Below are 25,115 nucleotides of genomic sequence, written 5' to 3' on the forward strand. Positions count from 1 at the left end.
AATTGCTTAAGCGTAGATACTTTTTGCTATGCTCTTTTTTTAATAACCTTTCAAGTGCGTCAACACGAAATGAGTATTCACGCTTTTGTTGATCATGGTTTTTCTCCAGGTAGGGAATTCTGTGAAAAATTTTTATCTAGTAATGAGTTTACAAGTGAAACCCTCCAGCTTATCTCATCAGGGACAAGCCGTCTTAAAAAAGCTGAATTAGCCGTACATATAGCCAATGCACTTGAAAAAGGTCAGCTTACTTCAGATCAAATATTAGTTGCTTATGTAAAGCAACCAAGACAATGGTTAAGCTTGAAACTGGGTAAATTAACGCGGACACCAACCTTAAATAATTCTGCATCTTTACTAACAGAATTTGGTCAGGAAGATTGGTACGGGCCAATTCAAGAATCAAATGAACCTCTTAAAACGTGGTACATCAGAACATATAGAATTGTCGAGCATGTTCGTAGGGGACAGGGAATTGCTGACCAACTAGATAAACGCTATATTCGCTGGTCTGTCATTGCTGAGGTAGCACAAGATTATGTAGCTTTTTCCTGGAATGGATTTACTTGTAGTTCAACAATAGATGAAAGGATCGAACCATCTCAATTTCCTTTTTGGCATCATATTCCTGGATTTTTTGATGAATTAGCTGATCATTGTCAAGCAGACTGGAAACATCCTAATCTTCATCAACTTGTTCTGCACGATATGTGGGATAAATATCTTAATCATACTCCCTATAAATGGCGACATCTACGCATTAGAGCAGAAGCATCAGGGCTTGCGATCAACGCTCATAGTGCAGGAGTTAAGGAGATTGATGTTAAAGGATTACAAGCTTTGTCAGAAAAATTAGCTAATTCGGTATTCAATCAGCTTGGTTTGGTAGGTGATCCAGAAAAGATAAGAAATGCTGAAGATGCTATCTTGTTAACCCTAATCAAAGAGTGGGGTACAAAATCTTACGAATTTCAACTGGACAGAGAATTAACTACGACTGAAATTGAGGTAGAGCAGTCAAAAAAACTTAAAGTTAAGCATCTCATCAAAGCACATTGCTATTTTGGACTAAAACCCAACTCTACAACCCAAGATTCTCTTCAACACCTCAAGTGCCATTCAGGGTATTATGGTGGTAGTACTTCTGTTCTTAGGTTTCTGCTAAAAGAACTTGGACTTTAAGGCTAAGGCAATGGTTAGCTTAATTCACAAAGAGCGTTTAGGCTTTTTGTCTGATAATCATAAAGCTGAACTGAGTAAGCATTTTATGACGGCTTCGACCAATGTAATGCCGCATCAACTTGCTGTGCTGTTGGGTATAGAATACTCTGATGCCATTGCTATCTTGGCGGTTCTTGAAGCAGAAGGACTTTGTGAAATGAAGCTTCTTATCTACCATAACTGCGAACCAGATGTTCCTGTAGATGCAATTGCTTATGGTAAAGGCTTTCCTGATTTACCTTGGACTTGCCCCTATTGTGATATGGTTCTAGAAAATTATGATGAGCTATCGTTTGATCTTATGGCGATATCTAAACAACCAATTGAGTTTGTTTAATTGAGTCATGGAAAGTAATGATGAACTTGTTGACAGCATAATTAAAGCTATGGAACGTCTGGAGCAAGGAGATCCAGCATTAAATAAATTAGCTTCTTATTTGTATAAGGTAGATGAGAAACTTGCTGAATATTTGAATGAATTAAAAATATATACAGAACTAGCAACTCCCACACCTAAACAAACACAAGATGCTGGCAAACTACTAGAAAAGATCGTACTGTTATTGTTTAAAAGTCTAAAAGGCGTACAAAGTATTAAAAGTTTTCAATCTGCTGGCCCTCAATATGATTTGCTGGTAACTGGTGATGATATTAGTTGGGAAGTTGTACGTAAAGCTTTATATCTTAAACAGGAAAATAGAAATATAGTAATTGAGGCAAAAGCTACAAAAGAACCTTTAAAAGAAAATCAATTTGCTCCATTATGTAGCATAATGGAGCATAATTTGCGAGGTGCAGGTCTTGGAGTTTTTGTTACATTAAATGGAGCGTCTGGCTTTCCTAAACGAGATAGTACAAGACAAAGAGCCGTCAGCGATTGTAGACTTCGCCAGATAATTTTTCATGCCAGAACCAATAAAATAATCATTGTTCTAGACAAGGAAGATTTATTTCAACTAACAAAAAACGGAACCTTAATTGAATTATTAACAAGAAAAATTAGAGATTTATCAGAATTAAGTGGTCTGCCTACTATTCCTGTTGAACAATTTCAAGAGATAGATTTACCCGCACATTTAAAAATATTGTACGATTCTGATACTTAGCAGACTCCTAAATTGATTTCGTGTAGTTTAATAAAACAATAATAATTTATTAAACTAAGAATCTTGAATACCAAACTACTCAAATGCAGAGAATCACAGTTGATGAAATTCAACAAAACCCCTTAAAATACCTGAATCAAGTTGAGGCGGGTGAAAGTTTTATTATTATTCAAGCAGATAAACCAATTGCTGAATTAAAACCAATTCAAAATACTAATAAGCCGCTACGAATTTTTGGTTTATGTGCAGGAGATTTTACTGTACCTGATGATTTTGATGCACCTCTGCCTGAAGATATATTAAACGCATTTGAGGGCGGGTGAAAATTATTTTAGATACTCATATTTTTCTCTGGTTTATCAGTGGTGATAGTCAGCTTGTCACCTTTACTTAGATAAAGGTAGCATTTTTCATAAATTGCTTTGATATATTCATTAATTTCTTCCTACTTAAACAGTATTAACAAACCAATTTTCAATATTTAAATTATTAAAAAACGCAAAATCAGAAACATTATTAGTGACTAAAATTAAATTATTACTGTAAGCAATACTTGCAATTTGACCATCTACAAAAGCAGGCATTCTACCAATTTGAGATAATTTAGCTCTTTCTTGGGCGTGCCACTGTGCTGCCTTTAAATCATAATCTAAGACTGGTAAATTCAAGACTGATTCGTAAATATAATTCAAAAGAGACTCTCGTCGTTTAGATTCCGGTAAACGCAAACAACCATATAAAAGTTCATGAACAACAATACTAGAAACAGCCACTTCTGACTTATGAATATCTAGTTTATGTAAAACATTTTCATTTGGTGTAGGACGTGCTGGCTCTGAGAGAATATTAGTATTAAGTAAGAACTTCAAACTCATAAATTAATTTCTCTACCCAGGCTACTATCTCGTAAATCGGTAAAATCTTCATCAGTAAAAATCATCTCCTCGCCTTGAATTACCTTTCTAAATTTTTGTAATCCTTGCCAAAAATTATCCCCTCTAGTTTCCTCCTTTTTTTTACGTAGAAATTCAAATAAATATTCACGTTCTTCAATGGGTAAACTATTAATAGAATTAATAATTTCTTGTAAATTCATCATAGAAGTGTCTCTCAACTAAACCCCAAATTTACTAACTATATTTTACTCTGAACGGGTAAGGACTTGTACCTTATACCCGCACAAATAAACATTCTATTCTGGAGCTTCATTCTTATTATTCATCCACACCGCAGATAACGCACCTAAATCAAACTCCTGACTCTCACCCTCAGCAGTATTTTGAAACAGCACAGCAAACGCTCCAGCACCTAATCTACTTTGCGGAAACATACGGTAACAAGGAATAGTTGTAAGGTGCGATTGATACTCTTGTAAATGGCTAACCTTGACTGCTTGAAACTGCGGAAAGCGTGATAAAAACCATTCACAAACCTGCTCATTTTCTTCTGGAGAATAGGTGCAGGTCATATAAGCAAGATAGCCTTGAGATGCGACTATTTGAGCAGAGTTAGCAATAATCCGTTTTTGGCGATTGGCACTTTTATTAATGGCCGTAGGATGAAAACATCCTGGTGCTTTTTCACCTTTGGCTAGTAATGATTGTCCGGTACAAGGCGCATCAACAATTACTAAGTTACTAGAGGAGGGGATACTTTCAGCAAAAATACTCGAATCTCTGTTAAGTACAATCGATGGGTTTATCTGACAACGTTTTAAATTAGAAATGAGCATACCTAAACGTTTGCCAATCACTTCATTACTAATTAGTAAATCTGGGTGCAAAGCTTTCCAGGCAAATATACTTTTTCCACCTGGAGCCGCACACATATCAAAAACTGCATATATTGGCTGAGTAATTGCTAACAAAATTGAAGCTGAAAATACAGAAGAAAAATCTAAGCAATAGAAATATCCTTGATTATGTAGGGGATGTTGACCTGGTTTTTCTCCTAAAGCTAATCTGTCGATAAATTGTGGTTGCCAAGTTAAAGGTGTTTCTACTGCAAAAGGTGATATTTCTGGTTTTGGCTGACACCAAAGAATAGACGGGGCAAAATATTGGGGATTAACTAAGGCTGCGATAAATTTTTCTTGTTCTTCTGCGCTTTCAAATAAACGCCGTGAAAGTTTCAGTAATAAATTGGAAGGCTTTTCCATTATTTGTGTGAATAATTATACGTATTTTTAATCCTAGTAAAACTGTTACACAAGAACAATGCTATGCACTGCCTTGGCTGCATACTGAAAATACAATAACCGCTATTCTGACGATGACCAATAGTTCCTTAATGGTACAAGCTCCTAGATTTATCTGTGGGGTTAATCTCAAATCCAAAATCTAAAGTTGTTTGACCGTGAAACTACCTCATTGCTTTGGAGATGGTCATGATATTGGATAATTTTCAGCGGAAGTTACGCCGAGAATCACAACTATGGCGAGATGAAGGATTAATTAGTGCTTCGCAGTACCAACAAATAGCAGACCGTTATCAATTTAATAACCTAGAAGCGGCTGCACGCGATCGCTCAATGATGACTGCGGTCATGATTGGTAGTATCCTCCTCACCTTGGGAATTATTACTTTTGTTGCTGCTAACTGGCTAGGATGGTCGCGGGATGTCAAATTCATCATCATGATGAGTTTGTTTATGGCTACAACTATCACTGGTTTTTACACCTGGAGACAAGCCGCTATTGGCATTCCTGAAGGCAAAAAACTCAAACGTAGTCAACGCCTCCTGGGTGAAGGATTGCTCATTTTAGGTGCGATGGTTTTTGGTGCAACTATCGCATTGATGGCTGATGTGTTCAATATTAACGGTTCAACGCCAGAACTGTTTTTTGCCTGGGGTTTTGGCGTTTTGGTTATGGCTTACAGTCTGTCCCTCAATTCTCTAGGAATCCTGGGAATTGTCCTCATCCAGATTGGCTATTGGACAGGTTTAGGAGATTTACGTTATTCCGCCAATGAATGGAATTGGGCAATACTAGTCATTAAACACATGCCTTTGCTGTCGTGGGTATTATTTGTACCCTTAGCTTATTTCTGCCGTTCTCGGTGGATTTTTGCGATCGCAGCTTTTATTTTTGCCAGTTCTTTACAATTGAATCTCGACCCCTTACCGCTGTCAAATCTTGCGGAAACTGCGCCTTGGGTGGCATCTTTTGCTTTTACCCTGCCCCCTGCATTATTCTGGAGCTACGATGACCTGCTATTCCCCACAATTAATTACAGGCTGTTTCAATCTTTAGCCCGTGATTTATCATTGATAGCCTTTGGTCTAGCTTTTTATGTGCTGTCTTTTCGTTGGCTGTGGCAAACTTCTAGCTACAATTTCTCTTCGTCAACTAGTAACATAAATATATTCGGGTATCGACCAATCATTGATTTGGGGATTCTCAGTGGCTTGGTGGTATTGCAATGGTTGTTTTTAGTCCGTCAACGCAACAAACCTATTCGTCGGGAAGCAATCTTCAATTTACCGTTGATTGTTACTTTTCTAGGCTTCACAGCTGTAGTACCTTTTTGGCATCAAGCTATCAACCCTATTGATGATTTGGGGGTTTTTGCTTTCAATGTGTTGTTCACAGTGTTAGCTTGGGGACTAATTCGGGAAGGATTGAAGTTTAATGACAGGCGATCGTTTTGGGGCGGTATGCTGTTGTTAACGCTGCAAGTGATTAGTCGAATGCTGGAATATGACACTGAACTTCTGTTGAAATCTCTGGTGTTTGTCATGTGCGGTTCGGCGTTAATTAGTGCTGGACTTTGGTTTGAACGCCGTGTAGGTTCTAACTCTAAGTCTTCCGGTAATGCCAAATCTTCCTAATTTTCTCCTCTGCGACGGACACTTTGCTCAAGTCGGGAAACCCGCCCACGCAAGTGTCCTCCTTTGTGACTCTGCGTGATCAAAAATTAATTCACCGCAGATGAACATGGATAAATATTTGTCAGCAAAAGCAATCTCTGTACATCGCCGTTTTGAGAGTTTCTCTGCGTCAGTCCTAATAATTTCGTTTGATTCTACTCACTACCTTGATTTTTAGGACTACGCTCATGAAAAATGAACCTTCGGAATCTGCTAAAAAGTCTGAATCTAGTAAAAGTTCTGAATCTACTAAGAATAAATCATTGTCTCCCGAAGCTGAATTTTCAGAGAAGCTGACTTTTCGGGATTATTTGTTAGCTACCGAACAAAGAGCCAATAAGCCTTTACCGATAGGACGGTTGATACTTCCCTTAGCAATTCAAGCGGGAATTATTTTCGCAGTACCTTTCTTATCGGCGTATACTAACCTCACAGGTAAAGAAGTAATTTTGCAAACTGTACCTGTGAATTCTCGCAATGTCTTGCAAGGTAATTCTTTAGAGCTTGACTACAATATATCTCGGATTTCTACCCTCAGAAGACTCTCTGGCTGGCAAGAATTATTGCGGAGAAATCGCGGGCGGAATGGACAATTAATCGAAGGAACTACTTTGTATGTAATTTTACAGGAGCAACCATCTTTTAGTCGTGGTGTTCCTAGGGCTTGGAGACCTGTACGAGTAACTAGTAATCAACCTAGATCCCTTCCTACTAATCAAGCCGCCTTAAAAGGTGTTTATCAGGATGGTTATGTACAGTATGGGATCGAAAACTATAATGTGCCAGATGAAGAAAGGCAACAAATCAATAATGATGTTTCTCAAGTTGTGCGGCAAACGAGAGACGGACAATTGCGATCAATCATCGTCAAGGTGAAAGTTGACCCACAGGGTAAAGCTATGCCTGTGAGCCTATGGGTACGCGATCGCAACTATCAATTTTAGTCTTGGTGGCGGATATTCCATGCTACACCAAAAGCTGCCCCAGCCCCGGCGATTAACCCGGTACTCATTCCTTGGATAGTTTTTTCAATGGGGTCTTGGGTTAAGCAGTCACTGGTAACTTGACTAGCATGTAAACACAAATTACTCTCTGCCCAGCTGCTAGTACCACCTAAAATGACCCCAGCAATACTACAGGAAGCTACAAGCAGCAGTAGGCGTTTTGTTTTTCTATCCATAGATGGATGTAGGTTGAGAAAGTAAATAGTCCTCAACTACTTTACACATCTATGCTGTTATTGTCAGCTCCCTTTTTTGAAAGTGCTGGGTTAAAAGTTCTGAGTGCTGATACCATTTCACGAAAAAAATGATACATGATACAGATTTATGGGTTTTTCATTCTTTCCCCCTGCTCCCTGCTCCCTGCCCCCTGCGGTCTATTTGTATCAAATTGAAAGTGAAACGGTATAACTCTATCACCTACACCCAAGCACGATCATATTGTACTGGCCAGAGTTTTTCGTGTCCTAGTTTTTTGGCTGCTAAATGCGGCCAGTAAGGATTGCGGAGTAATTCGCGCCCCAATAAAACTAAGTCTGCTACTTCTGTTTGAATAATCTGGTCGGCTTGTTCGGGAGAGGTAATTAAGCCGACTGCACCTGTATGGATATTTGCTTCCCGACGGATACGTTCAGCAAATTGAGTTTGGTAACCTGGTTTGACGGGAATGTTAATGCCAGGGATAATGCCTCCAGAGGAACAGTCGATTAAGTCTACACCTAAAGTTTTGAGTTTCTCGCTCAAGGTTACACTTTGTTCAATGTTCCAACCTTTGTCTATCCAATCGGTGGCGGAGATACGCACAAATAAGGGATAGGTTTCCGGCCAGACTTGGCGCACAGCTGTCACAACTTCTAATAACAAACGAGTCCGATTTTCAAAGCTACCACCATAATTATCTTGACGCTGATTAGCTAAGGGTGAGAGAAATTGATGGAGTAGGTAGCCGTGGGCTGCATGAATTTCGATGACTTTGAACCCAGCTTGCAGTGAACGTTGAGTTGCTTGAACAAAAGCCTGAATAATTTGTTGAATTTCGCTAATACTCAAGGCTTCTGGTACTGGACTTTCTTTACTAAAGGCGATCGCACTAGCAGAAACTACAGGTCGCCAACCTTCTTGCGATTCATCTAAGGCTTTTCCGCCGCGACTGGGTTTGGCGGTGCTGGCTTTTCTCCCTGCATGGGCGAGTTGTATCCCTGCAACTGCACCAAAGTTATGAATTAATTCAACAATTTTGACTAAACCTTCTATGTGTTCGTCTGACCATATACCCAAATCTTGCGGACTAATTCGCCCACGCGCTTCTATAGCCGCCGCTTCTGTGAACACTAAACCAGCACCGCCAACGGCGCGAGAAGCTAAATGTACTAAGTGCCAGTTGTTAGCATATCCATTTGTACTAGAGTATTGACACATGGGTGAAACGACAATACGGTTACGCAAGGTGATTTCACGAATCCTAAATGCCTCAAACAAATGTGCCATTGGAATGATTTCCTTTGCTTGCTAGGGTAGAAAAACTTCTGAAGTCAATTCTGAAAAGTTTAGTCTCTAGATAATGCCCGAAAGCACAAAGGCGAGTATAATTATTCTGCTAGTTTGAATAAAAATATTTGTAAATTTAATTGAGCAAATTAGATAGTTATAACTTGTTGACAAACTTTACCTAATTAGTCAAAACATGACTAGAATTTTGGTGAGCGATCGCCATCACCCAATAAGCAGAAAAATATTTTATAATGCTCTTGACTATTCATTCAATAATATAGCTAAATTGTGGCTAAACTTTGCAGCCAATTGCCTAAGAAAGTCTATATTATTAGTGAATAGTCAATTAATCTACAGATGGTTCACTACCAAAAGCTACTGAGAGTTTCTACTACTGGCAAATCTTTTCATAATATTACTGCCAAAATTGAAGCGATAGTCTCTGAATCTGGTGTAGAAACTGGTCTTTGCACTTTATTTTTACGCCACACTTCCGCGAGTTTAGTCATCCAAGAAAATGCTGATCCCGATGTATTAGTAGATTTAGCTAACTTTATGGCTAAACTAGTCCCAGAATCTGGTGGATACATCCATGATGCGGAAGGGCCGGATGATATGCCAGCACATATCCGTTCAGCATTAACTCACACTTCTGAACATATACCTATTAATCGTGGTTATTTGGTATTGGGTACTTGGCAGGGAATTTATGTTTGGGAACACCGTCAACGCAGTCATGTGCGCGAGTTAGTTGTGCATATTTCTGGCTAATTAAAAGATAGCTGATAAGTTTTTATTCCTAATTTTTTACTTCACTTATAGCCGCAGAAGAAGCTTGATAAGTTGAGGCTTTTCAAGGTATTTATATTATCCACAATCTTGAAGATTGAGCGCTAAAATGCGGCTTTTTTATAAAAATAAAAACATTAATATTATTTATGTCTAGTTAATATTATTAGGCATTTAGACATATAAGCCAATAAAATGAAATATATTATTGGCTGAGGCTAGTTGAATCTGTATGAAGCAAGACCTGCCTTCTACTTATAACTTTCAAATTATTGATGAATTTCTGTCCCAGAATTCGGTAAATCCTTTATCACTTAATCCTCAAAAACAATTAATTACGAGCTTTGCAGAATTGGAAAATTTAATTGCGGAAGAAACAACAGATATTAAATTAATATCAAATCTGCAACATACATTGGAATGTATATTAGATGCTCAATTAAAAAACTTTCCTGGCAATATTTTTTGGGATTGTGATTTTATGGTAAGTAGTATTTTGCGGCAAGCTTTGGGACTGGGAGATGATGCTATTGCATTTTTAAAGAATTTTACTAACAAAATGGTTGCTCTGAGCCAGTTATTTGGAATTAATCAAGAAATACGCTTTTGTTACGTTCACGATTTTATGTATGGTTTTGAGTGGGCAAGATGGGTACAAAAAGAACCACAAACTCGCGCTAATGTAGAGCCTTTCAGTCTAATTTTTTTAGATTATTTACTGGCTAAAGGGCAAGAACTAATACATCGCATTAGTCTCGATCAGGTGACATGTTATAAGCTATGTGACACTGGCTTTCGTAATCCCTTTCCTTTCTCCCGTAAACCAGAAGATGAATATCGTCTGCTAACTTATCTTGCTAGTGAAGGGTTTATCCCCGTTACCGCTTGGAATTGGCATAGTCAGCCTGTCTGGAATCAGCCTTTTCAGGAAATACGTCAGCAGTTAGCATTACAGTTGAATATTCAACCGCAAAAGCGCTGAAGAAGGCAGGGGGCAGAAGGCAGGAGGTAAAATAGTTTCGGTTTTTTCTGAAATATTTTAGATTAATTATGAAAATTGTTGATTTAATAACCTGGTTTGAAGCATGGGCGAATCCGGCTTGGTGTGAAAGCTGGGATAATTGTGGCTGGCAAGTTGAGCCTGGTGTTTTGCAAGAGTCGGCGCGGGTGTTGGTGTGTTTAACGCCGACTTTGGCGGTAATGGAGGAAGCGATCGCCCAAAATGCTAATCTAATTTTTGCTCATCATCCTTTGATTTTTGCTCCTCCCAAATCTTTCCGCCGTGGTGAAGCAATATCCGAAATGGTACGGTCAGCTTTTACTCACAATATTGGTATATATACTGCTCATACTAATTTTGACCAAGTACAAGACGGTACGGCTGATGTTTTGGCGCAAATTCTCAATCTTCAAGAAGTTACGCCCATTGTGCCGACTGTTTCTGGTTTGGGTTACGGACGGGTTGGTGTACTGGAAAAATTACTGACACTACAAGAGTTACTGGGAATAATTCAACAGCAACTCAAGCCGCCTGATTTGATTTTCTCGCCAACGGCTGATTTACACCAAACAATTTCACGGGTGGCTGTTTTGGGTGGTTCCGGTGCGAGTTACATTTCGGCAGTGGTGAAAACGGGGGCGCAAGTTTATTTAACTTCTGATTGTAAATTTCATCAGTTTCAAGAAAGCCGCGATCGCGGTTTAATTTTAGTTGATGCTGGACATTACGCAACAGAACGCCCGGCTTGCGATCGTTTGTCACAAAAATTTATCTCTTTAAACCTTGACTGGGTGCAATTGAGTCAACAGGATGAAGATTTCCGCCAATTTTGTACTAAGTATAATTTTTAACAAATTAAAATTTGCTATTTAGTATATTTTATCTTCAGTAACAATGATTAAAACATCCTAAAACTCAAAAAACGTTCTTTTCTTTCTAGTGGTTTATACGGTTAACAAAGGAATCAGATACGAGTGTTATCACTAAAAAGTGTGATTTAAATCACACTTTTTATGTAATTAATATCACAAGTATCTACGTTTTATATCAATCACTGGGAAAGAGAAATATTCCACACTAGATATATTAAGTTGCTGATGATGGCCTAACTACAATGATTCGCGCACTCGTTGAATCTGCTTTTCAAACTGGATATCTTAGTGTTGAATCTGAGGGTCTACTTCATCAAGTCCTAGCGACTAAATGCTATCAGTCTGAGGATTTGGTAGCTTTGGCAGATCTGTATGATGCGGTGGCGGCAGGTAAAATCAAACGAGAGGGTTCTTCGGATCGCCTGATAAAATTTCTGACCCCATACAAATCTAACTAAGTTAGCCAATCTCTATACCTTTACAACCAGTTTCTAGAAATTGAGTGTCTCACTCCCCTGGTAAAAGTCTAAAAATTAAAACTCATTAAGATGTTGTTGCTGAAAACAATGAAGGTCAGCAAAATAATGAGTTAAGATCAAATACACAGGGGTAAAAGTACAGCAGATTCCCCAGACTTCCCAGTAATGCCCATGACTACAAGTAGGCAACTTAAACAACCGCAATCACCGCTTGTTTTGGAGTATTTATTATTACATAATGATAGGAAAGACTCACCAGCAGCTGTTAAACTGGTTAGGACAAATCCCGGATTGTGTGACTTCTATGAAGTAGACATTCTCTCTTACAACCCTGAAAGAGATTGAGTTTAACGGGTGCAGTAGCTACTAGTTTATGATCCAAAATTTACCTAAATTCAAAGGCAGGGTCATTAAACGCACTACATTCTTAACCGTGAAACTAACTTTCTCTAGGGATGTAATCTATTGGGGTAAAACCCAAATTTTTTCAGGTTTAACGTACGTTGTTTAAAAAGGCAGAAGCAGTACATGCTACACCGCAAGATTTATCAACTGTGTTGCGATGGGCGGGAGGTATGTGTTTTCTTGCGGGACCAGCAACGCTGGATAGAACGCGCCCGCATCATCGACATAGAGGGAGATTTGGTGACGCTACGCTATGAAACAGATGAGGAAGACGAAGTTTGTTCTTGGGAAGAAATGGTTCGCCTCGAAAGTATTGGCGCTGTCACTCAAAAGTTAGCTTCCGTACCACGGGGTAATGTCGAACCTCTCCTAACTGAAGATTGTCCTGAAGCTGAACGCATCCGTAACCATTTTACCGATTCCAATCCTGATTAACTAAAAGCACAGTCCTAAGTCCTGGGTGAGTGAGATTAATCTCTCCTCACTCAGGACTCAGTTGTTGATATGCGTTCAAAAGCTGGACAATAACCTTCCAGTGTGACTTTAAAGTTATATAAAGGCGAAACAGGGTTCCAACAGCGCTGTCCTCGTTGGTGTCGGCAAGTTCCACAGCAGTCAACATCAGATAAAGTATAGCGATCGCTATTTTGATTGAGTAATTCTCTTTGCGATAACCCCCGCAAGACAATTTCTTCTCCTTGCCAACGCGCTTCAATTAAGCCAGTATCGGCAAACTCCCGCCAACGTGGGTCTTCTGTAATTGCTTCTGGTAAGCTAATGGTGATGACTGTGGCTAATTCTGTCAGTTCACCTTCGTAGTTAGTTTCCGGTGCAGCTGGCTGGACAAATGTATCCCCAATCGGCATTTCGACCAAGGTGTCAGCTGACGGCGAATGGATATGATAGCGGTTTTGTAATTCTTCTAAACTAGTGAGATCAGCTAGGTAAGCAGCCGAACCGTGGACAAATAAGACGTGCTGGGGACGTAAATTGTGAATTAATTGAGTAGTACCAGGGCCGTCACTATGTTGGGCGAGAAGGTAGCTTTCTACTGTGGTGGGGGCTAAATATTGTTTATTAATTTTTATATCAATTTTTTCGGGTACAAGAATCAGCCAAGGGCCTGTATTGGGTTGGCAATATTCGCCTAAATCAGCGGTTGAGTCTGTGAGAACAATACAGGGTGACTGTCCTACTACAGTACGCCGTTCTGGCTGCAAGCGTCGGACTCTAGGACGTACCCGTTCATCCCAAAACAAGGGTTGATGGCGGGCAAAGTTCTGCACGGATGGGGGAAGATAGGCGAGTAATTCTAGATAAGCATCACAACCTTTAGCTACGGTACCATCCACCCAAATATCTAAATCTCGCCCGGTGAAGTGATGATGACTCCGCAGCAGCATTAGTAGTTCTTGTCCCAAACCTAATGCTGGTGTGGGGAGGATGACAGAATGATACTCTGCGATCGCTCGATTAATTCGTTCTGCTAGTTGATTTTCTTGGTTACGGCGGTGGGGATGACGGGATGTGCCATAAGTACCTTCGATTATCAGCACATTTACATCTAATCCCCGCAATTCTTCTAAGCGCAAACCTTCTACTAGGCGGGAATTTGATAAGAAAAAGTCGCCTGTATATAGTACTTTGTAAGCGCGCTGCTCGGTTGTATAGGTGAGTAAAATTGCTACCGCCCCTGGTAAGTGTCCGGCGGGAAATAACTCTACTACTAAACCTTCTTGCAATTCTATAGGCGATCTCAATGGTAGAGCATGACACAATTGGGGAATTTCTGTGGGGTTCTGCTCTGGCCAATTCAATGGCAGTAACTTGGTAGTTACTTCGCTGGCATAAATAGGTAATAGTGGGAAAGCTTTGTGTAATGCCAACACACCCCTGGCATGATCTGGGTGAGCGTGACTGATCAATACCACATCTGCTGGTAAGGGTGAACTACCCCGACGCGCCGACTTAGTTAGCCCCTTGTGTAAGGAAGCAATATTCTCCATTCCACAATCTAGCAGAATGCGATGCGGCCCCATTTTGACCAGTAAACATACACCCTCATCATTATGCTGGACACTGTAAGGAAAACAGTTTAATTCAACATTTGTTTCCTCAGTATCAAAGCGAGAGGATGCCGACAGATTATCCCTCATGCTTTCCCCCCTCCAATCTAATCACCTTTGATATATCGCAAAAGCTAGGAGTTTTGGAGATTTTGCTTTTGTGACATAGGGCTAAGTTTTGTACTGCGCCCATATACCCTGAGATTACGGATTTTTGATTGGAGAGAACGCTTTTTACAAACCTGTACTGGTTCATAAAAGTTGGGCATGATTTAGCCGGAAAAAGTGCTGAGTGGTGAGTGCTGAGTAAAAATACTACTCATTAGTCTCTTGTCTCTAGCTCTTAGTTTCTTTTTATGACTGCTAGTTAGTGTGCAGAGCCATTGCCATGATAGTTCTCTGAATCATAAAATCCATTTTTCGTGCCAAAAAATAGGCACGCAACAGTAAATACTACTGTTAATCCAACTAGGATCAGTTTTACATCCATTGTTTCTACCCTCTCATAAAGACTTTCTTATCTTAATAGAATGATTCCACGGGCGGGCAGAATCACCAGAAAATCTTTACTATGCTGGGCTTGATGGTGCAGTAAGTACATTTACTTTTATGAGACAAATTGTAAAACTTTTCGGTACACCTGTCTATCAAAAAGGGAATGGGCAACAGATTAGCTTGTTGAGACTGCAAGGGGGCAGGGGAGCAGAAGAGCAGGGGAGAGGGTTTGAAGTTTTTCCCCAAAAGCTTATCAGTAATGTTTGTATAAAAAATATGCTCAACACTCTTTTTACTTAATAAATTTAACTGACTAAATATTTATATACTAAATAAAAGTATATAAATATTTAATTTATTAAACATCTGAACGTTGAAACATCTAAACATTTAATAAACATCTAAATATTTAGATGTTTATATCGGGTAAAATTTTGGCGTTATTTCCTGTTGAAAACCAAAATGATCATCACCGTAGCCGCATTTAAGGGGGGAGTTGGTAAATCAACGACAGCGTTGCATTTAGCTACGTATTTACAGAACAAAGCTGACACACTATTGGTAGATGGAGATTTAAACCGTAGTGCTTTAGATTGGTCGAACCGGGGCTGTTTACCGTTTAAAGTTGCGGATGAAGCGCAAGCAGTTAGTTTAGCTAAACTCTATGAACATATAGTAATTGATACTCCAGCCAGACCGGATGCAGATGAGTTAAAAACTCTAGCGAAAGGTTGTGATTTATTAGTTATACCAACTACACCAGATGCGATCGCTTTAGCTGCAACAATCCAAATGGTAGATTCACTGCAAAAACTCAAAATTAAGTATCGGATTTTACTAACAATTATTCCCCCTTATCCTAATAAGGCGGGTGAAGAAGCGAGAACAACTCTATTGAGTGCAGATTTACCTGTATTTCAATCAGGAATTCGCCGTCTAGCTGTATTTCAACGTGCGGCTTTAGAAGGAGTTCCGGTGAATGCTGTAAAAGACTCTTACGCTCAAATAGCTTGGCGGTGTTACGCTGAAGCCGGAAAAGAAATATTGAAATAATTAAAATGAATAACAAAAAAAAGACTAGCCGTTTTGATGATTTGATTGACGCTGCGCGTAGTCGTCAACTCAGAGATCAACTTCCAAATATTGACGATAAACCCACTTCTCGCACTAAAAGCACTGACCCAGATTATACCCGGACAACTATTTATTTGCCTAAACAATTACATCGGCAACTCAAGTCCGCCGCAGTCTCTCAAGAACGACAAATGAGCGATATTATGACGGAATTGATTGAACAATGGTTGTTAAATCAATCTGGTTCGTAAGATGGGCAAAATTTGCCCACCCTACCCTTATCACCGCAATTTTACTCAAATCGCCTAAATAACCGATACAATCGTTTAAATAGACTCTAAATTATATTTAAACGTGTATATGGTAACTAAATCTAATGTTCAGGTGACTGTTTCCCTGGCTGAATTGGGTTTGGATGATGAAGAATTGCAAGCCCAAGTACAGAATTTGCTTCCCCAGTTGCGCGAGGTGGATGGGGTGGAGGACGCAGATTTAGTTGCGGTTACGGATGTACCAGAAGGTTCTAAGGCGTTGGGTGGCTTTTTGTTGGGGTTGTTGAATGCAGAGGTTAACGCCAAAAACCTGAAATCTTTGTTTGGGTTTCTGGGCGATCGCTTTGGCAACAAACCAATTAAAATCATGGTGAAAGCGCCTGATGGTAGAGAACTCAACATCGAAGCCAGTAGCCGCGAAGAATTTAACTTTGCTTACCAAAAAGCCCAAGAATTTCTCAACAACTCGTCAAATAGCAATAATGGCTAAGGTAGCACTGCTAATTGGAATTAGTGAATATCATGAACCGACACTAGCACCGCTACCCAAGGCTGTGGAAGATGTGGAGGCGATGCGGCGTGTGTTAGAGAACCCGGAAATGGGTGGTTTTGATGATGTCACGGTGCTGAAAAATCCCAAGCGTCAGGAATTGGAAAGGGAAATCTATAACTTGTATGCTAATCGTCAAAAAGATGATTTAGTGCTTTTGTATTTTTCTGGTCATGGGGTGACGGTTGAAAATGGTGATTTTTACTTCTCGACTTGCGAAACTCAAAAAAATCAAAATAAACTGCTTCCATTTACAGCCGTAGCTGCCACAAGTGTACACCGATGGATGAATGACAGTAAATCTAAGCGCAGGGTAGTAATTTTAGATTGCTGCTTTAGTGGTGCTTTTGCCAAAGGTTTGACAGCTAAAGACAGTGGTACGATTGACCTACAACAGCAATTAGGCGGTGAAGGAACAGCAATTCTCACTGCTTCCACTTCTACACAATATGCCTTTGCATCTGATGAATTAGACTTGTCGATTTACACTCAATATTTAGTAGAAGGCATAGAAAAAGGTGTAGCCGATAAAGATGGCGATGGTTTTATTGCGGTGGATGAGTTGCATGACTACGCCAAAACCAAAGTCCAAGAAGCATCTCCCGCGATGACACCGGAGTTTTATCCTTTTAAAGATGGTTATCGGATTTTTCTGGCGAAGTCGCCCAAGGATGACCCTCATCTGAAGTATCGTCAGGAAGTGGAACGCCGCATAAATCAGGGCAAGTTTACCATTCCTGCTCGTAGGCTGTTAAACTCATTACGTCTCCAGTTAAAGCTTGATGCTGATGTGGCTGATGCAATTGAAGCGGAAGTTAAACAACCATATCTGGAATATCAGCGCAAATTAGACGAATATGAAGCAACACTGCTTGAAACAGTTGAAATTGAACCAACCCTAAGTGAAAGAACGCTCAATGATTTAAGAGATTATCAGCAACATTTAGGTTTGCGGGATGAAGATGTTGCACCGATAGAAAAACGCATTATTGGACAACCAAAATCGCCTGTATCTGCGGAAGAATTACCTGACGCGGCGTATCCCTCAAACCTAACCCCCAGCCCCTTCACTACCAGGGAAGGGGAGCAAGACTCAAAGCCTCTCTTCGCTTCGGGGAGAGGTTTGGAGAGGGGTTCTACGTTACCTAACACAATTCAAACCAATCAATTTGAGTTTGAAATAGTGAAGGTAGACGCTAAAGGACAAATCATCAACCGCAGTCAGGGAAGCGCCGAGTTTTTTACTGAAGATTTGGGTAATGGCGTAGTTCTAGAAATGGTGTCAATTCCTGGCGGTACATTCCTCATGGGTTCGCCAGAGAATGAGGAAGGACGAGATTACTCTGAAAGTCCACAGCATAACGTTACTGTTCAACCATTTTTCATGGGGAAATTTCCTGTCACCCAAGCTCAATGGCAAGCCGTTGCGGCTCTTGATCAGGTAAATCTTGATTTAAATCCCGACCCATCCCATTTTAAGGGTTCTAACCGCCCTGTAGAATGTGTTTCTTGGGATGATGCGGTGGAGTTTTGCGATCGATTGTCGAAAAAGACTGGTAAGATATACCGTTTACCCAGTGAGGCGGAATGGGAATATGCTTGTCGTGCGGGAACGACTACGCCGTTTTATTTTGGTGAACCGATTACCACTGAGTTGGCAAATTATGACGGAAATTATACTTACGCTACTGCACCAAAGGGTGAATATCGTCAGCAAACAACTGATGTCGGGAAATTTCCTGCTAACCCCTTTGGTTTAATTGATATGTGTGGTAATGTATGGGAATTTTGTCAGGATAAGTGGCACGAAAATTATAATAATGCACCCAGTGACGGCAGTACTTGGTTAGGTGAAAATAATAATCTTTCTTGTCTTCTGCGCGGTGGTTCGTGGGGTGACGTTCCCAGGTATTGCCGTTCGGCGGGTCGCTTTAGGGTTGAACGTGGCGACTGGCTTATCGATGTAGGTTTTCGGGTTGTGTTTGTGGGGGGCAGGGCTTGGTAGTACGATCGCAATCTCCTGTAGGTTGGGTGAGACGAAACCGAACCCAACAAATGACATAAAAAAAGCTACATTTCTCAACTACAACAATTCAAATTGACACAGCAATTGGTGTTGGGTTACGGCGCAATCTCGATTTACTGTGTTGCTATCAATATCTTTGTGCGCCTCCATCCAACCTACATCTACCATTTTAGGAGGTGCGATCGCACATCAATTCACCTCTGTTACCTAGCCCCGACGAATAGAAGTCGGGGATCTAAGCCTTGACGCGATAATATACTAAATATGCGATCAATCGCCCTTGTAATCATGTAGAAATTACTCATAAACACCATGAGTAAACAATATAAAATCTATCTGGATGCTTGTTGTTTGAATCGTCCGTTTGATGACCAGACACAATCTCGTATTTATTTAGAAGCACAGGCAGTCATGACAATTCTCAGGGAATGTCAATTGTCAACTTGGAAACTTATTAATAGTAGTGCGTTAATCGCCGAATTAAACCAAATGCCTGACTTAGAAAGACTAGAAAACGTCAAAAAATTACTCAATATTGCTAAAATCAAAGTTATTAACAGTCCCATTATTGACAACAGAGCCGCCGAACTTCAAAAATTAGGATTCTCCACTTATGATGCCACCCACATCGCCAGTGCGGAAAGAAGCCAAGCTGATGTATTTCTGACAACGGATGACAGGCTCTTCAAAAAAGCTCAAAAAAACTCTCAATTAATTAACATTGTAGTTAATAATCCCGTTCAATGGCTGGCTGAAGTAATACAAGCCGAGGAAAGCAATGATGAAAACTCAAAATGAAATTATCAGACAGGGCTACGAAGCTTTAATAAATTCTTTGGGAGTTGCTGATACTATTCGGTTTATTCAATATTTTAGCCCCGGTAAAGGTGACTACACTAAAGAACGTCATCAATGGCTAGATCAAAAAACCTTGGCAGATGTCTTGGAGGATATAAAAAAATTATCTGGAGAAGATACCAATCAATATGATGAAATTATTGAGTAACATTTAACAATCAATGGTAGGTTTAGCGTGGTTAAATGCAGACTTGCGACTCCAAGGTATTCCCGTTGATGATATTGACTTACTGATTGCGGGAGTTGCGATCGCTAATAATCTAATTTTAGTCACTCACAATCAGCGTCATTTCGGTAGAATTCAAACCCTGGAGTTGGAAGATTGGAGATCGCACATTAACCTTGCAAAACTTGAGCCGCCGTCAATTTTAAATCAGGAAATATTGGTGAGGCGATCGCATTATCCCCCATATATACCTGCTCATTCCAAGTATGGGCAAAATTTACCCACCCGAATAACAGATTTTTGATAGTTGAGAAGTAGGACTGAATCACCAATCACTAAAGGACAATTTCTTCGCCTTTCTCTGTGAAGCGCACGTCTTTAATTTTCCATTGCGAGTTACTCATAAGAGTTTTGCGGACACTCCCAAATAAAGCAAACTGTTCGCAGCTAGAAAGTGAGGCTATTTGGCGCTTAGATTGAGGAGATAAGCGCAAATCAACGGTAGCCACGCCATTTTTGATATTCACGCGATAGCCAGACAAACTAAAGTCGGCGGTGTCTCTTTCTTCGACAATTTTACCAACTGCACTGGCTACAGGTTCGGTGGCTGGTACTTCTACCTTTTGAGGAATTAGTTCTTGACATTGAGTATCGCTGGTGTAGAGAGTAACGTTGACAGTTTTATTTGTCTCTGTTTTGGGTGCTGCTTCCAATGGCTCAATCTTTGTATTTCTGGCTCGCAGTTGCGCCATGCTAGGGCTTTGGCTGGGAGTTGGGGCTGGATTGGTGGTAGCTGTAGCTACTGGGGCTTGGTCGTCAATTTTGCTGGATGTGGGTGTAGGATTAGAACTACAACTGCCAAGACTGGCTGCGATCGCCACAACGATAAATGGTAATAAATATCTAGAACTCATAATAGTTGTACTGCCATACTTCCTTTCTTAACTTCAGTGTCCTGAGTATTAATTCCGTATAGATTTGCAAATTGTGCCTTAACTAATTTATTCTGGCTTTACTTCTTGACTGTGATTAGCTATCTTCAAAACCAAGACTAATGCAATCAAATTAAATCATCATGCCCAGTAACGCAACCAGCACCTACGACCCCCGTAAAGCTGAATGGGATGGTATAACAATTGACCAATGGGAACCATCTAAATGGAAGCAGTGGAAAGCAAAACACCCTGCATCCGATGAATTTGCCAAAATAGAACGGGAATATTTAAGAATCAAATTTTCTCTTCAGCAAGCTAACTCTGCATTAAGTCTAGAAAAGGTCAAAATCAAACTTAAATTAACTAGTCATAAAACCATCGGTTTACAAGGGACATTTCCTTGTAGACCGGGCGATATTGGTAAACAAGGTAGTCCTAATAAACAATATACAATTTCTTGTGGTTTTGCTGCTAATGATACTGGCTTGAAAATAGCAGTTTTAAAAGCGCGAGAATTAGACTTATTATTAATCACTAAACAATTTCAATGGACTCCAGAATTACTAGGTAAACAAGCCCAAAAAATCGAACTGCCAGACACAGCAAAATCTACCAAACTCATCAGTGAATTAATTCAAGAATATGAGCGCCAATTTTGGAAAACTCATGAACAAAATAGGCAAGGAATCCGCACCTGGGAAACTCATTATTTGCGCCATCTGAAAAAATTACCGCCAGATATGCTCATGTCTGCCCAAGCATTAGAAGTGGCGTTAGAAAAAACTAAACCGAATACCTCATCTCGCTTTTTCTTGGTTTGGCAGTTAAAAAAGTTTTGTGAATTTTGCGGAATTACCAATTTTGCCACAATTTATAGTTACGCTACCCCTAAACCCAACCCAACGATTCGCAAAGTGCCAACCGACGAAGAAATTATTCAAGGGTTTAGCAAAATTGGCAGTCCATTATCTGTATACGCTAGTAAAGATAACTTGACAGAACCAGAGCAATGGCAATGGGCTTATGGGATGTTAGCTACTTATGGTTTAAGACCCCATGAGTTATTTGCTGTTGATATAGATGCTTTTATGGATGCAACAAATACCTTTCATTTAGTTACTTTAAATCCTAGTTTAACTGAAGGTACTAAAACAGGTGAACGCAGTTGTGGAATTCCCCCCATACATCCCCATTGGATAGAATTATTTGATTTGAAAAAGATTAAATTGCCTTATAATGCCGGAACTCTGAGTAATAAAACTGCCAAACTGCAAGTTAAATTTAGAACTGCTGACATCGGATTTAGACCTTATGATTTGCGTCATGCTTATGCAATTCGCGGTCATCGGTTAAGAGTGCCGATTAAAACGATGGCTGATTACATGGGGCATACAGTACAGGAGCATACTAAAACTTATCAACGCTGGATTAATGAGGATGCAAATTTAGCTATTTATAAAGAAGTTGTCATTCATCGGCAAGGAACAACTAAAGAAGCTTTACAAGATAGAATTAAGGAATTAGAAGCAGAAAATACGGCTTTAAAAGCTGAAAATTCCACTCTCAAAGGTTTATTGATTAAACATCAATTAGGTGAGTTGCTCAATCATTTGTAAATAAAAATATCCCTGACTGATTTAAGCAGTCGGGGATATTAACCTCTATTTATATAGAATTTTATTGCAGCTATGGTTCTTGTTTATCTGAGATTGGGAAACATATAACTTAAGTTCACTTCAGTTCCCCACTGGGCAAGTAATAAAACTATGGCTGGCAATCTGATTACTGTAGATAAAAATACTTACGACTCCCTGCAAACAGAACTCATGGAGTTGCGTCAGGTAGTTACCCAGTGTCAGCATACCGAGTCATCCAGGAACTCAGCAGAAATCGCACTCAAACAAATAAATCAGCAATTAGAGGAATGCACCGCAGCTTTACGCCAGAGTAAAGCTAGATTTCAGAAGTTGGCAGATAACGTACCAGGAATGCTGTATGAATTTCGGCTTGATCTTGATGGTACTATGTCTTTCCCCTTTGTTTCTTCTGGATGCCGAGAAGTTTTAGGGCTAGAACCAGAAAAAGTTGAAGAAGATGCGACTGTGGGATTTGCGAATGTCCACCCTGATGATTTGTCTGGGTTGCAAGCTGCAATTATGCACTCTGCCCAAACTCTGCAAAAGTTTGAATATGAGTGGCGTGTAGGAAATACTTCTAGTAAACAGGGATGGGTGCGTGGTGTATCTCGACCAGAACTGCAAGCAGACGGAGCGATTATCTGGTATGGTTACTTGGCTGATATTAGCAAACGTAAACAAACCGAACAACAATTTAGAGAGCAAGCACAGTTTTTGCAAAGCATCTGGGAGGGCGTAGACTATGGTATTTATGTTTTAGATATCTTGGATGACGGAACAGAGTTTCGTTACGCTAAATTCAATCCTGCCATTCTCAAACTGATTCAGATACCACTGGAATCTTTGGTGGGTAAAACAATGGCAGAAGGATTACCTGCTGATGTGGCACATCGTTATCGCCAACACTACAGAAAATGTATCCAATCTCGCAAGACTATATTTTTTGAAGAATCTTTCTTACTGGATGGACAAGAAATTTCGTGGTTGTTTAATGTCACGCCGCTGTTTGATAGTTCCTCCGAGATTTATCAACTAGTTGTCACTGTCACCGATATCACAGAACGTAAGCAAGCTGAAAAAGAACGGCAAGTGTTCGTTTCTCTAATTGAAAATAGCAGTGATTTTATTGGCTGTGCTGACTTAATAGGAAAACCTATTTTCTTGAATGAAGCTGGCAAACAACTGTTGGGATTAGATAGTCAAAGTTTTAGTGAAGATTTCACAATTGATCAATGCTTTAGCCCAGAAGATAAAGAATATGTATATCAGCATATTATTCCTACAGTGATGAGAGATGGTGTCTGGCAAGGCGAATATCGTTTCCGACACTTTCAAACCGAAGAACCAATACCTGTTGATTACAATCTTTTTTTGATCAAAAATCCTGAAACTGGTGAACCTTTATATCTATCAACTATTACGCGTGATATCCGCGATCGCAAACAAGCAGAAGCTAAATTGCAAGAGAAGGAGCAATTTTTACGCACTATTTATGATGGATTTCCCCAATTAATATTTGTAGTCAATGTTTTAGAAAATGGTGAATTTCGTTTTGCTGGTTGTAACTCGGCCGCAGAAAAAATCGTCGGGATTAATCACGAAAAAATTGTAGGTAAAACTCCAGAAGAATTACATGGTGAGGTTGAAGGTGCTGGTATAACTCAACGTTATCAAAGCTGTGTAGATGCTGGTGATAGTATTAATTATGAAGAATGTTTAACTTTTGATAGTGCAGAAACTTGGTGGTTTACTACTCTTAATCCCTTGAAAAATAGTCAAGGCAGAATTTATCAGATTGTTGGCTCAACGTTAAATATTACATCACGTAAACAGGCAGAAACTGAACGCAAACAAGCAGTAATGCAATTACAAGAACAAGCCAGAAATTTAGAAAATACTTTATCAGAACTTCAACGTACTCAATCTCAACTCATTCAAAGTGAGAAAATGTCTTCTTTGGGTAATATGGTTGCAGGTGTAGCCCATGAAATTAACAATCCAGTTAATTTTATTCACGGTAATCTGATTCCAGCCAGTGAATATACTAAAGATTTATTAGGACTGGTAGAACTTTATCAACAACATTTTCCTGAGCCTCCCGCAGAAATTCAAGCAGAAATAGCAGATATTGACCTTGAATTTCTCAAAACAGATTTAGTTAAACTACTTCAATCTATGCAAGTAGGAACTCAACGCATCCGAGAAATTGTATTATCGCTGCGTAATTTCTCTCGTTTGGATGAAGCTGAATTCAAAAAAGTAGATATTCATGAAGGTATAGAAAGTACTTTAATGATTCTACACAACCGTCTCAAATGTAAACAAGATCATCCAGAAATTGAAGTTATTAAGGAATATAGCAAATTACCTCTAATAGAGTGTTATCCTGGTCAACTCAATCAGGTATTCATGAATATTTTGAGTAATGCTATTGATGCTTTAGATGATGCTTTTGTCGGCGAACAAGGAAAAATTTGTATCCGCACGGAACAGATTAATAGTAACCGAATCGCTATCCATATATCAGATAATGGTATGGGAATTACTCAATCTGTAATTTCTAAACTTTTTGACCCTTTCTTTACTACTAAAGATGTCGGTAAGGGTACAGGATTAGGTCTATCAATTAGTTATCAAATTATAGTAGATAGACATGCCGGTAAGTTATATTGCAACTCAGCACCGCAAAAAGGAGCAGAATTTGTGATTGAAATCCCGATTAACCAACCCGAAAGCCGCAAATAATCATTTAATTCCAATGTATATGATTTTAAAGTATTTTTTACTTGTTTGAGTAAAAC

29 protein-coding genes are annotated in these 25,115 nt (G+C 39.6%); 21 read left to right on the forward strand and 8 right to left on the reverse strand.

The features are described from left to right. Window positions 1–69: 69 nt before the first annotated feature. The 4 genes from AC504W_RS16820 (at window position 70) to AC504W_RS16835 (ending at window position 2,650) form a co-directional block, all read left to right on the forward strand. Window positions 70–1,182 carry a hypothetical protein gene (locus tag AC504W_RS16820; RefSeq protein ID WP_494879357.1) on the forward strand — a complete coding sequence of 371 codons (1,113 nt, stop codon included), beginning with the start codon at window positions 70–72 and terminating at the stop codon, window positions 1,180–1,182. A 10-nt stretch (window positions 1,183–1,192) separates the two neighbouring features. Continuing rightward, the gene (locus AC504W_RS16825; protein ID WP_494873424.1) at window positions 1,193–1,558 is read left to right on the forward strand and encodes a hypothetical protein; all 366 of its coding nucleotides are present in this window, start codon (window positions 1,193–1,195) and stop codon (window positions 1,556–1,558) included. Between the two features lie 7 nt (window positions 1,559–1,565). Further along, the gene (locus tag AC504W_RS16830) at window positions 1,566–2,327 is read left to right on the forward strand and encodes a hypothetical protein (protein ID WP_494873425.1); all 762 of its coding nucleotides are present in this window, start codon (window positions 1,566–1,568) and stop codon (window positions 2,325–2,327) included. An 83-nt stretch (window positions 2,328–2,410) separates the two neighbouring features. Then, the gene (locus AC504W_RS16835; RefSeq protein WP_494873427.1) at window positions 2,411–2,650 is read left to right on the forward strand and encodes a type II toxin-antitoxin system Phd/YefM family antitoxin; all 240 of its coding nucleotides are present in this window, start codon (window positions 2,411–2,413) and stop codon (window positions 2,648–2,650) included. 126 nt (window positions 2,651–2,776) lie between these two features. Here the strand turns inward: AC504W_RS16835 and AC504W_RS16840 are convergent, their stop codons facing one another. The 3 genes from AC504W_RS16840 to AC504W_RS16850 form a co-directional block, all read right to left on the reverse strand. After that, window positions 2,777–3,202, reverse strand: a complete 426-nt coding sequence (locus AC504W_RS16840; RefSeq protein WP_494873429.1) for a type II toxin-antitoxin system VapC family toxin — start codon at window positions 3,200–3,202, stop codon at window positions 2,777–2,779. Then, window positions 3,199–3,426, reverse strand: coding sequence for a hypothetical protein (locus tag AC504W_RS16845; RefSeq protein ID WP_494873431.1), 228 nt, complete (start codon window positions 3,424–3,426; stop codon window positions 3,199–3,201). Before AC504W_RS16845 ends, AC504W_RS16840 begins: the two co-directional genes overlap by 4 nt. A gap of 93 nt (window positions 3,427–3,519) precedes the next feature. Continuing rightward, window positions 3,520–4,485: an RsmB/NOP family class I SAM-dependent RNA methyltransferase gene (locus AC504W_RS16850; RefSeq protein WP_494873432.1), complete on the reverse strand. Its 966-nt coding sequence runs from the start codon at window positions 4,483–4,485 to the stop codon at window positions 3,520–3,522. A gap of 228 nt (window positions 4,486–4,713) precedes the next feature. Here AC504W_RS16850 and AC504W_RS16855 point away from each other — a divergent pair, with 228 nt between their 5' ends. Together AC504W_RS16855 and AC504W_RS16860 are read left to right on the forward strand one after the other, a co-directional pair. Continuing rightward, window positions 4,714–6,159, forward strand: a complete 1,446-nt coding sequence (locus AC504W_RS16855) for a DUF2157 domain-containing protein (protein ID WP_494873433.1) — start codon at window positions 4,714–4,716, stop codon at window positions 6,157–6,159. Window positions 6,160–6,386: 227 nt separating this feature from the next. Further along, window positions 6,387–7,142, forward strand: a complete 756-nt coding sequence (locus AC504W_RS16860; protein ID WP_494873435.1) for a GDYXXLXY domain-containing protein — start codon at window positions 6,387–6,389, stop codon at window positions 7,140–7,142. Here the strand turns inward: AC504W_RS16860 and AC504W_RS16865 are convergent. Continuing rightward, entirely contained in the window at window positions 7,139–7,378 is a 240-nt protein-coding gene (locus AC504W_RS16865; protein ID WP_494873437.1) for a hypothetical protein, read from the reverse strand. The two genes, AC504W_RS16860 and AC504W_RS16865, sit on opposite strands and share 4 nt — an antisense overlap. Before the next feature lie 241 nt (window positions 7,379–7,619). Beyond that, complete coding sequence (gene namA / locus AC504W_RS16870) at window positions 7,620–8,687, reverse strand: NADPH dehydrogenase NamA (protein ID WP_494873438.1); 1,068 nt, start codon at window positions 8,685–8,687, stop codon at window positions 7,620–7,622. Window positions 8,688–9,047: 360 nt separating this feature from the next. On the opposite strand from namA, the gene AC504W_RS16875 reads away from it, so the two are divergent. The 6 genes from AC504W_RS16875 to AC504W_RS16900 all read left to right on the forward strand — a co-directional run bounded on the left by AC504W_RS16875 (window position 9,048) and on the right by AC504W_RS16900 (window position 12,670). Continuing rightward, window positions 9,048–9,461 (forward strand): secondary thiamine-phosphate synthase enzyme YjbQ, encoded by a 414-nt coding sequence (locus AC504W_RS16875; RefSeq protein WP_015115374.1) that lies wholly within the window; start codon window positions 9,048–9,050, stop codon window positions 9,459–9,461. Window positions 9,462–9,711: 250 nt separating this feature from the next. Further along, window positions 9,712–10,461: a hypothetical protein gene (locus AC504W_RS16880; protein ID WP_494873440.1), complete on the forward strand. Its 750-nt coding sequence runs from the start codon at window positions 9,712–9,714 to the stop codon at window positions 10,459–10,461. A gap of 68 nt (window positions 10,462–10,529) precedes the next feature. Next, window positions 10,530–11,330, forward strand: coding sequence for a Nif3-like dinuclear metal center hexameric protein (locus AC504W_RS16885; protein WP_494873441.1), 801 nt, complete (start codon window positions 10,530–10,532; stop codon window positions 11,328–11,330). Window positions 11,331–11,593: 263 nt separating this feature from the next. After that, complete coding sequence (locus AC504W_RS16890; protein WP_494873442.1) at window positions 11,594–11,809, forward strand: hypothetical protein; 216 nt, start codon at window positions 11,594–11,596, stop codon at window positions 11,807–11,809. Window positions 11,810–11,995: 186 nt separating this feature from the next. Beyond that, window positions 11,996–12,175 carry a hypothetical protein gene (locus tag AC504W_RS16895; RefSeq protein WP_096578251.1) on the forward strand — a complete coding sequence of 60 codons (180 nt, stop codon included), beginning with the start codon at window positions 11,996–11,998 and terminating at the stop codon, window positions 12,173–12,175. Between the two features lie 183 nt (window positions 12,176–12,358). After that, window positions 12,359–12,670, forward strand: coding sequence for a DUF6679 family protein (locus AC504W_RS16900; protein WP_494873444.1), 312 nt, complete (start codon window positions 12,359–12,361; stop codon window positions 12,668–12,670). A 50-nt stretch (window positions 12,671–12,720) separates the two neighbouring features. Here AC504W_RS16900 and AC504W_RS16905 read toward each other — a convergent pair whose 3' ends face one another. After that, entirely contained in the window at window positions 12,721–14,391 is a 1,671-nt protein-coding gene (locus AC504W_RS16905) for an MBL fold metallo-hydrolase (RefSeq protein ID WP_494873445.1), read from the reverse strand. Between the two features lie 277 nt (window positions 14,392–14,668). Beyond that, window positions 14,669–14,791, reverse strand: coding sequence for a DUF8629 family protein (locus AC504W_RS16910; RefSeq protein WP_015115367.1), 123 nt, complete (start codon window positions 14,789–14,791; stop codon window positions 14,669–14,671). 467 nt (window positions 14,792–15,258) lie between these two features. Here AC504W_RS16910 and AC504W_RS16915 point away from each other — a divergent pair, with 467 nt between their 5' ends. The 7 genes from AC504W_RS16915 to AC504W_RS16945 all read left to right on the forward strand — a co-directional run bounded on the left by AC504W_RS16915 (window position 15,259) and on the right by AC504W_RS16945 (window position 20,046). Further along, window positions 15,259–15,849, forward strand: a complete 591-nt coding sequence (locus AC504W_RS16915) for a ParA family protein (RefSeq protein ID WP_494873447.1) — start codon at window positions 15,259–15,261, stop codon at window positions 15,847–15,849. A gap of 5 nt (window positions 15,850–15,854) precedes the next feature. After that, complete coding sequence (locus tag AC504W_RS16920; protein WP_494873448.1) at window positions 15,855–16,121, forward strand: CopG family transcriptional regulator; 267 nt, start codon at window positions 15,855–15,857, stop codon at window positions 16,119–16,121. A 109-nt stretch (window positions 16,122–16,230) separates the two neighbouring features. Further along, window positions 16,231–16,632, forward strand: coding sequence for a sugar ABC transporter permease (locus AC504W_RS16925; RefSeq protein ID WP_494873449.1), 402 nt, complete (start codon window positions 16,231–16,233; stop codon window positions 16,630–16,632). After that, window positions 16,625–18,697, forward strand: a complete 2,073-nt coding sequence (locus AC504W_RS16930) for a caspase, EACC1-associated type (protein WP_494873450.1) — start codon at window positions 16,625–16,627, stop codon at window positions 18,695–18,697. The genes AC504W_RS16925 and AC504W_RS16930 overlap by 8 nt, the downstream gene beginning before the upstream one ends. A 333-nt stretch (window positions 18,698–19,030) precedes the next feature. Beyond that, on the forward strand, window positions 19,031–19,516 hold the full coding sequence (locus tag AC504W_RS16935; protein ID WP_494873451.1) for a PIN domain-containing protein: 486 nt from the start codon (window positions 19,031–19,033) through the stop codon (window positions 19,514–19,516). Further along, entirely contained in the window at window positions 19,500–19,724 is a 225-nt protein-coding gene (locus AC504W_RS16940; RefSeq protein ID WP_494878675.1) for a hypothetical protein, read from the forward strand. The genes AC504W_RS16935 and AC504W_RS16940 overlap by 17 nt, the downstream gene beginning before the upstream one ends. Before the next feature lie 13 nt (window positions 19,725–19,737). Further along, window positions 19,738–20,046, forward strand: coding sequence for a PIN domain-containing protein (locus tag AC504W_RS16945; RefSeq protein ID WP_494873452.1), 309 nt, complete (start codon window positions 19,738–19,740; stop codon window positions 20,044–20,046). Between the two features lie 31 nt (window positions 20,047–20,077). On the opposite strand, the gene AC504W_RS16950 is transcribed toward AC504W_RS16945, so the two are convergent. Continuing rightward, on the reverse strand, window positions 20,078–20,656 hold the full coding sequence (locus AC504W_RS16950; RefSeq protein WP_494873453.1) for a sporulation/spore germination protein: 579 nt from the start codon (window positions 20,654–20,656) through the stop codon (window positions 20,078–20,080). 161 nt (window positions 20,657–20,817) lie between these two features. Here AC504W_RS16950 and AC504W_RS16955 point away from each other — a divergent pair, with 161 nt between their 5' ends. Both AC504W_RS16955 and AC504W_RS16960 read left to right on the forward strand, forming a co-directional pair. Next, entirely contained in the window at window positions 20,818–22,293 is a 1,476-nt protein-coding gene (locus tag AC504W_RS16955; RefSeq protein ID WP_494873454.1) for an integrase, read from the forward strand. Between the two features lie 150 nt (window positions 22,294–22,443). Next, window positions 22,444–25,059 (forward strand): PAS domain-containing sensor histidine kinase, encoded by a 2,616-nt coding sequence (locus AC504W_RS16960; RefSeq protein WP_494873455.1) that lies wholly within the window; start codon window positions 22,444–22,446, stop codon window positions 25,057–25,059. Window positions 25,060–25,115: the final 56 nt, after the last annotated feature.

Source organism: Nostoc sp. C96, assembly GCF_059384975.1.

Coding starts and splice junctions, on each gene's coding strand:
- AC504W_RS16890 (WP_494873442.1), top strand. CDS start 11,594: ATGATTCGCGCACTCGTTGAATCTGCTTTTCAAACTGGATATCTTAGT.
- AC504W_RS16855 (WP_494873433.1), top strand. CDS start 4,714: ATGATATTGGATAATTTTCAGCGGAAGTTACGCCGAGAATCACAACTA.
- AC504W_RS16875 (WP_015115374.1), top strand. CDS start 9,048: ATGGTTCACTACCAAAAGCTACTGAGAGTTTCTACTACTGGCAAATCT.
- AC504W_RS16955 (WP_494873454.1), top strand. CDS start 20,818: ATGCCCAGTAACGCAACCAGCACCTACGACCCCCGTAAAGCTGAATGG.
- AC504W_RS16950 (WP_494873453.1), bottom strand. CDS start 20,656: ATGAGTTCTAGATATTTATTACCATTTATCGTTGTGGCGATCGCAGCC.
- AC504W_RS16925 (WP_494873449.1), top strand. CDS start 16,231: ATGGTAACTAAATCTAATGTTCAGGTGACTGTTTCCCTGGCTGAATTG.
- AC504W_RS16960 (WP_494873455.1), top strand. CDS start 22,444: ATGGCTGGCAATCTGATTACTGTAGATAAAAATACTTACGACTCCCTG.
- AC504W_RS16900 (WP_494873444.1), top strand. CDS start 12,359: ATGCTACACCGCAAGATTTATCAACTGTGTTGCGATGGGCGGGAGGTA.
- namA (WP_494873438.1), bottom strand. CDS start 8,687: ATGGCACATTTGTTTGAGGCATTTAGGATTCGTGAAATCACCTTGCGT.
- AC504W_RS16885 (WP_494873441.1), top strand. CDS start 10,530: ATGAAAATTGTTGATTTAATAACCTGGTTTGAAGCATGGGCGAATCCG.
- AC504W_RS16880 (WP_494873440.1), top strand. CDS start 9,712: ATGAAGCAAGACCTGCCTTCTACTTATAACTTTCAAATTATTGATGAA.
- AC504W_RS16830 (WP_494873425.1), top strand. CDS start 1,566: ATGGAAAGTAATGATGAACTTGTTGACAGCATAATTAAAGCTATGGAA.
- AC504W_RS16860 (WP_494873435.1), top strand. CDS start 6,387: ATGAAAAATGAACCTTCGGAATCTGCTAAAAAGTCTGAATCTAGTAAA.
- AC504W_RS16845 (WP_494873431.1), bottom strand. CDS start 3,426: ATGATGAATTTACAAGAAATTATTAATTCTATTAATAGTTTACCCATT.
- AC504W_RS16920 (WP_494873448.1), top strand. CDS start 15,855: ATGAATAACAAAAAAAAGACTAGCCGTTTTGATGATTTGATTGACGCT.
- AC504W_RS16935 (WP_494873451.1), top strand. CDS start 19,031: ATGAGTAAACAATATAAAATCTATCTGGATGCTTGTTGTTTGAATCGT.
- AC504W_RS16840 (WP_494873429.1), bottom strand. CDS start 3,202: ATGAGTTTGAAGTTCTTACTTAATACTAATATTCTCTCAGAGCCAGCA.
- AC504W_RS16930 (WP_494873450.1), top strand. CDS start 16,625: ATGGCTAAGGTAGCACTGCTAATTGGAATTAGTGAATATCATGAACCG.
- AC504W_RS16895 (WP_096578251.1), top strand. CDS start 11,996: ATGCCCATGACTACAAGTAGGCAACTTAAACAACCGCAATCACCGCTT.
- AC504W_RS16865 (WP_494873437.1), bottom strand. CDS start 7,378: ATGGATAGAAAAACAAAACGCCTACTGCTGCTTGTAGCTTCCTGTAGT.
- AC504W_RS16915 (WP_494873447.1), top strand. CDS start 15,259: ATGATCATCACCGTAGCCGCATTTAAGGGGGGAGTTGGTAAATCAACG.
- AC504W_RS16905 (WP_494873445.1), bottom strand. CDS start 14,391: ATGAGGGATAATCTGTCGGCATCCTCTCGCTTTGATACTGAGGAAACA.
- AC504W_RS16910 (WP_015115367.1), bottom strand. CDS start 14,791: ATGGATGTAAAACTGATCCTAGTTGGATTAACAGTAGTATTTACTGTT.
- AC504W_RS16945 (WP_494873452.1), top strand. CDS start 19,738: ATGGTAGGTTTAGCGTGGTTAAATGCAGACTTGCGACTCCAAGGTATT.
- AC504W_RS16825 (WP_494873424.1), top strand. CDS start 1,193: ATGGTTAGCTTAATTCACAAAGAGCGTTTAGGCTTTTTGTCTGATAAT.
- AC504W_RS16850 (WP_494873432.1), bottom strand. CDS start 4,485: ATGGAAAAGCCTTCCAATTTATTACTGAAACTTTCACGGCGTTTATTT.
- AC504W_RS16940 (WP_494878675.1), top strand. CDS start 19,500: ATGAAAACTCAAAATGAAATTATCAGACAGGGCTACGAAGCTTTAATA.
- AC504W_RS16835 (WP_494873427.1), top strand. CDS start 2,411: ATGCAGAGAATCACAGTTGATGAAATTCAACAAAACCCCTTAAAATAC.
- AC504W_RS16820 (WP_494879357.1), top strand. CDS start 70: ATGAGTATTCACGCTTTTGTTGATCATGGTTTTTCTCCAGGTAGGGAA.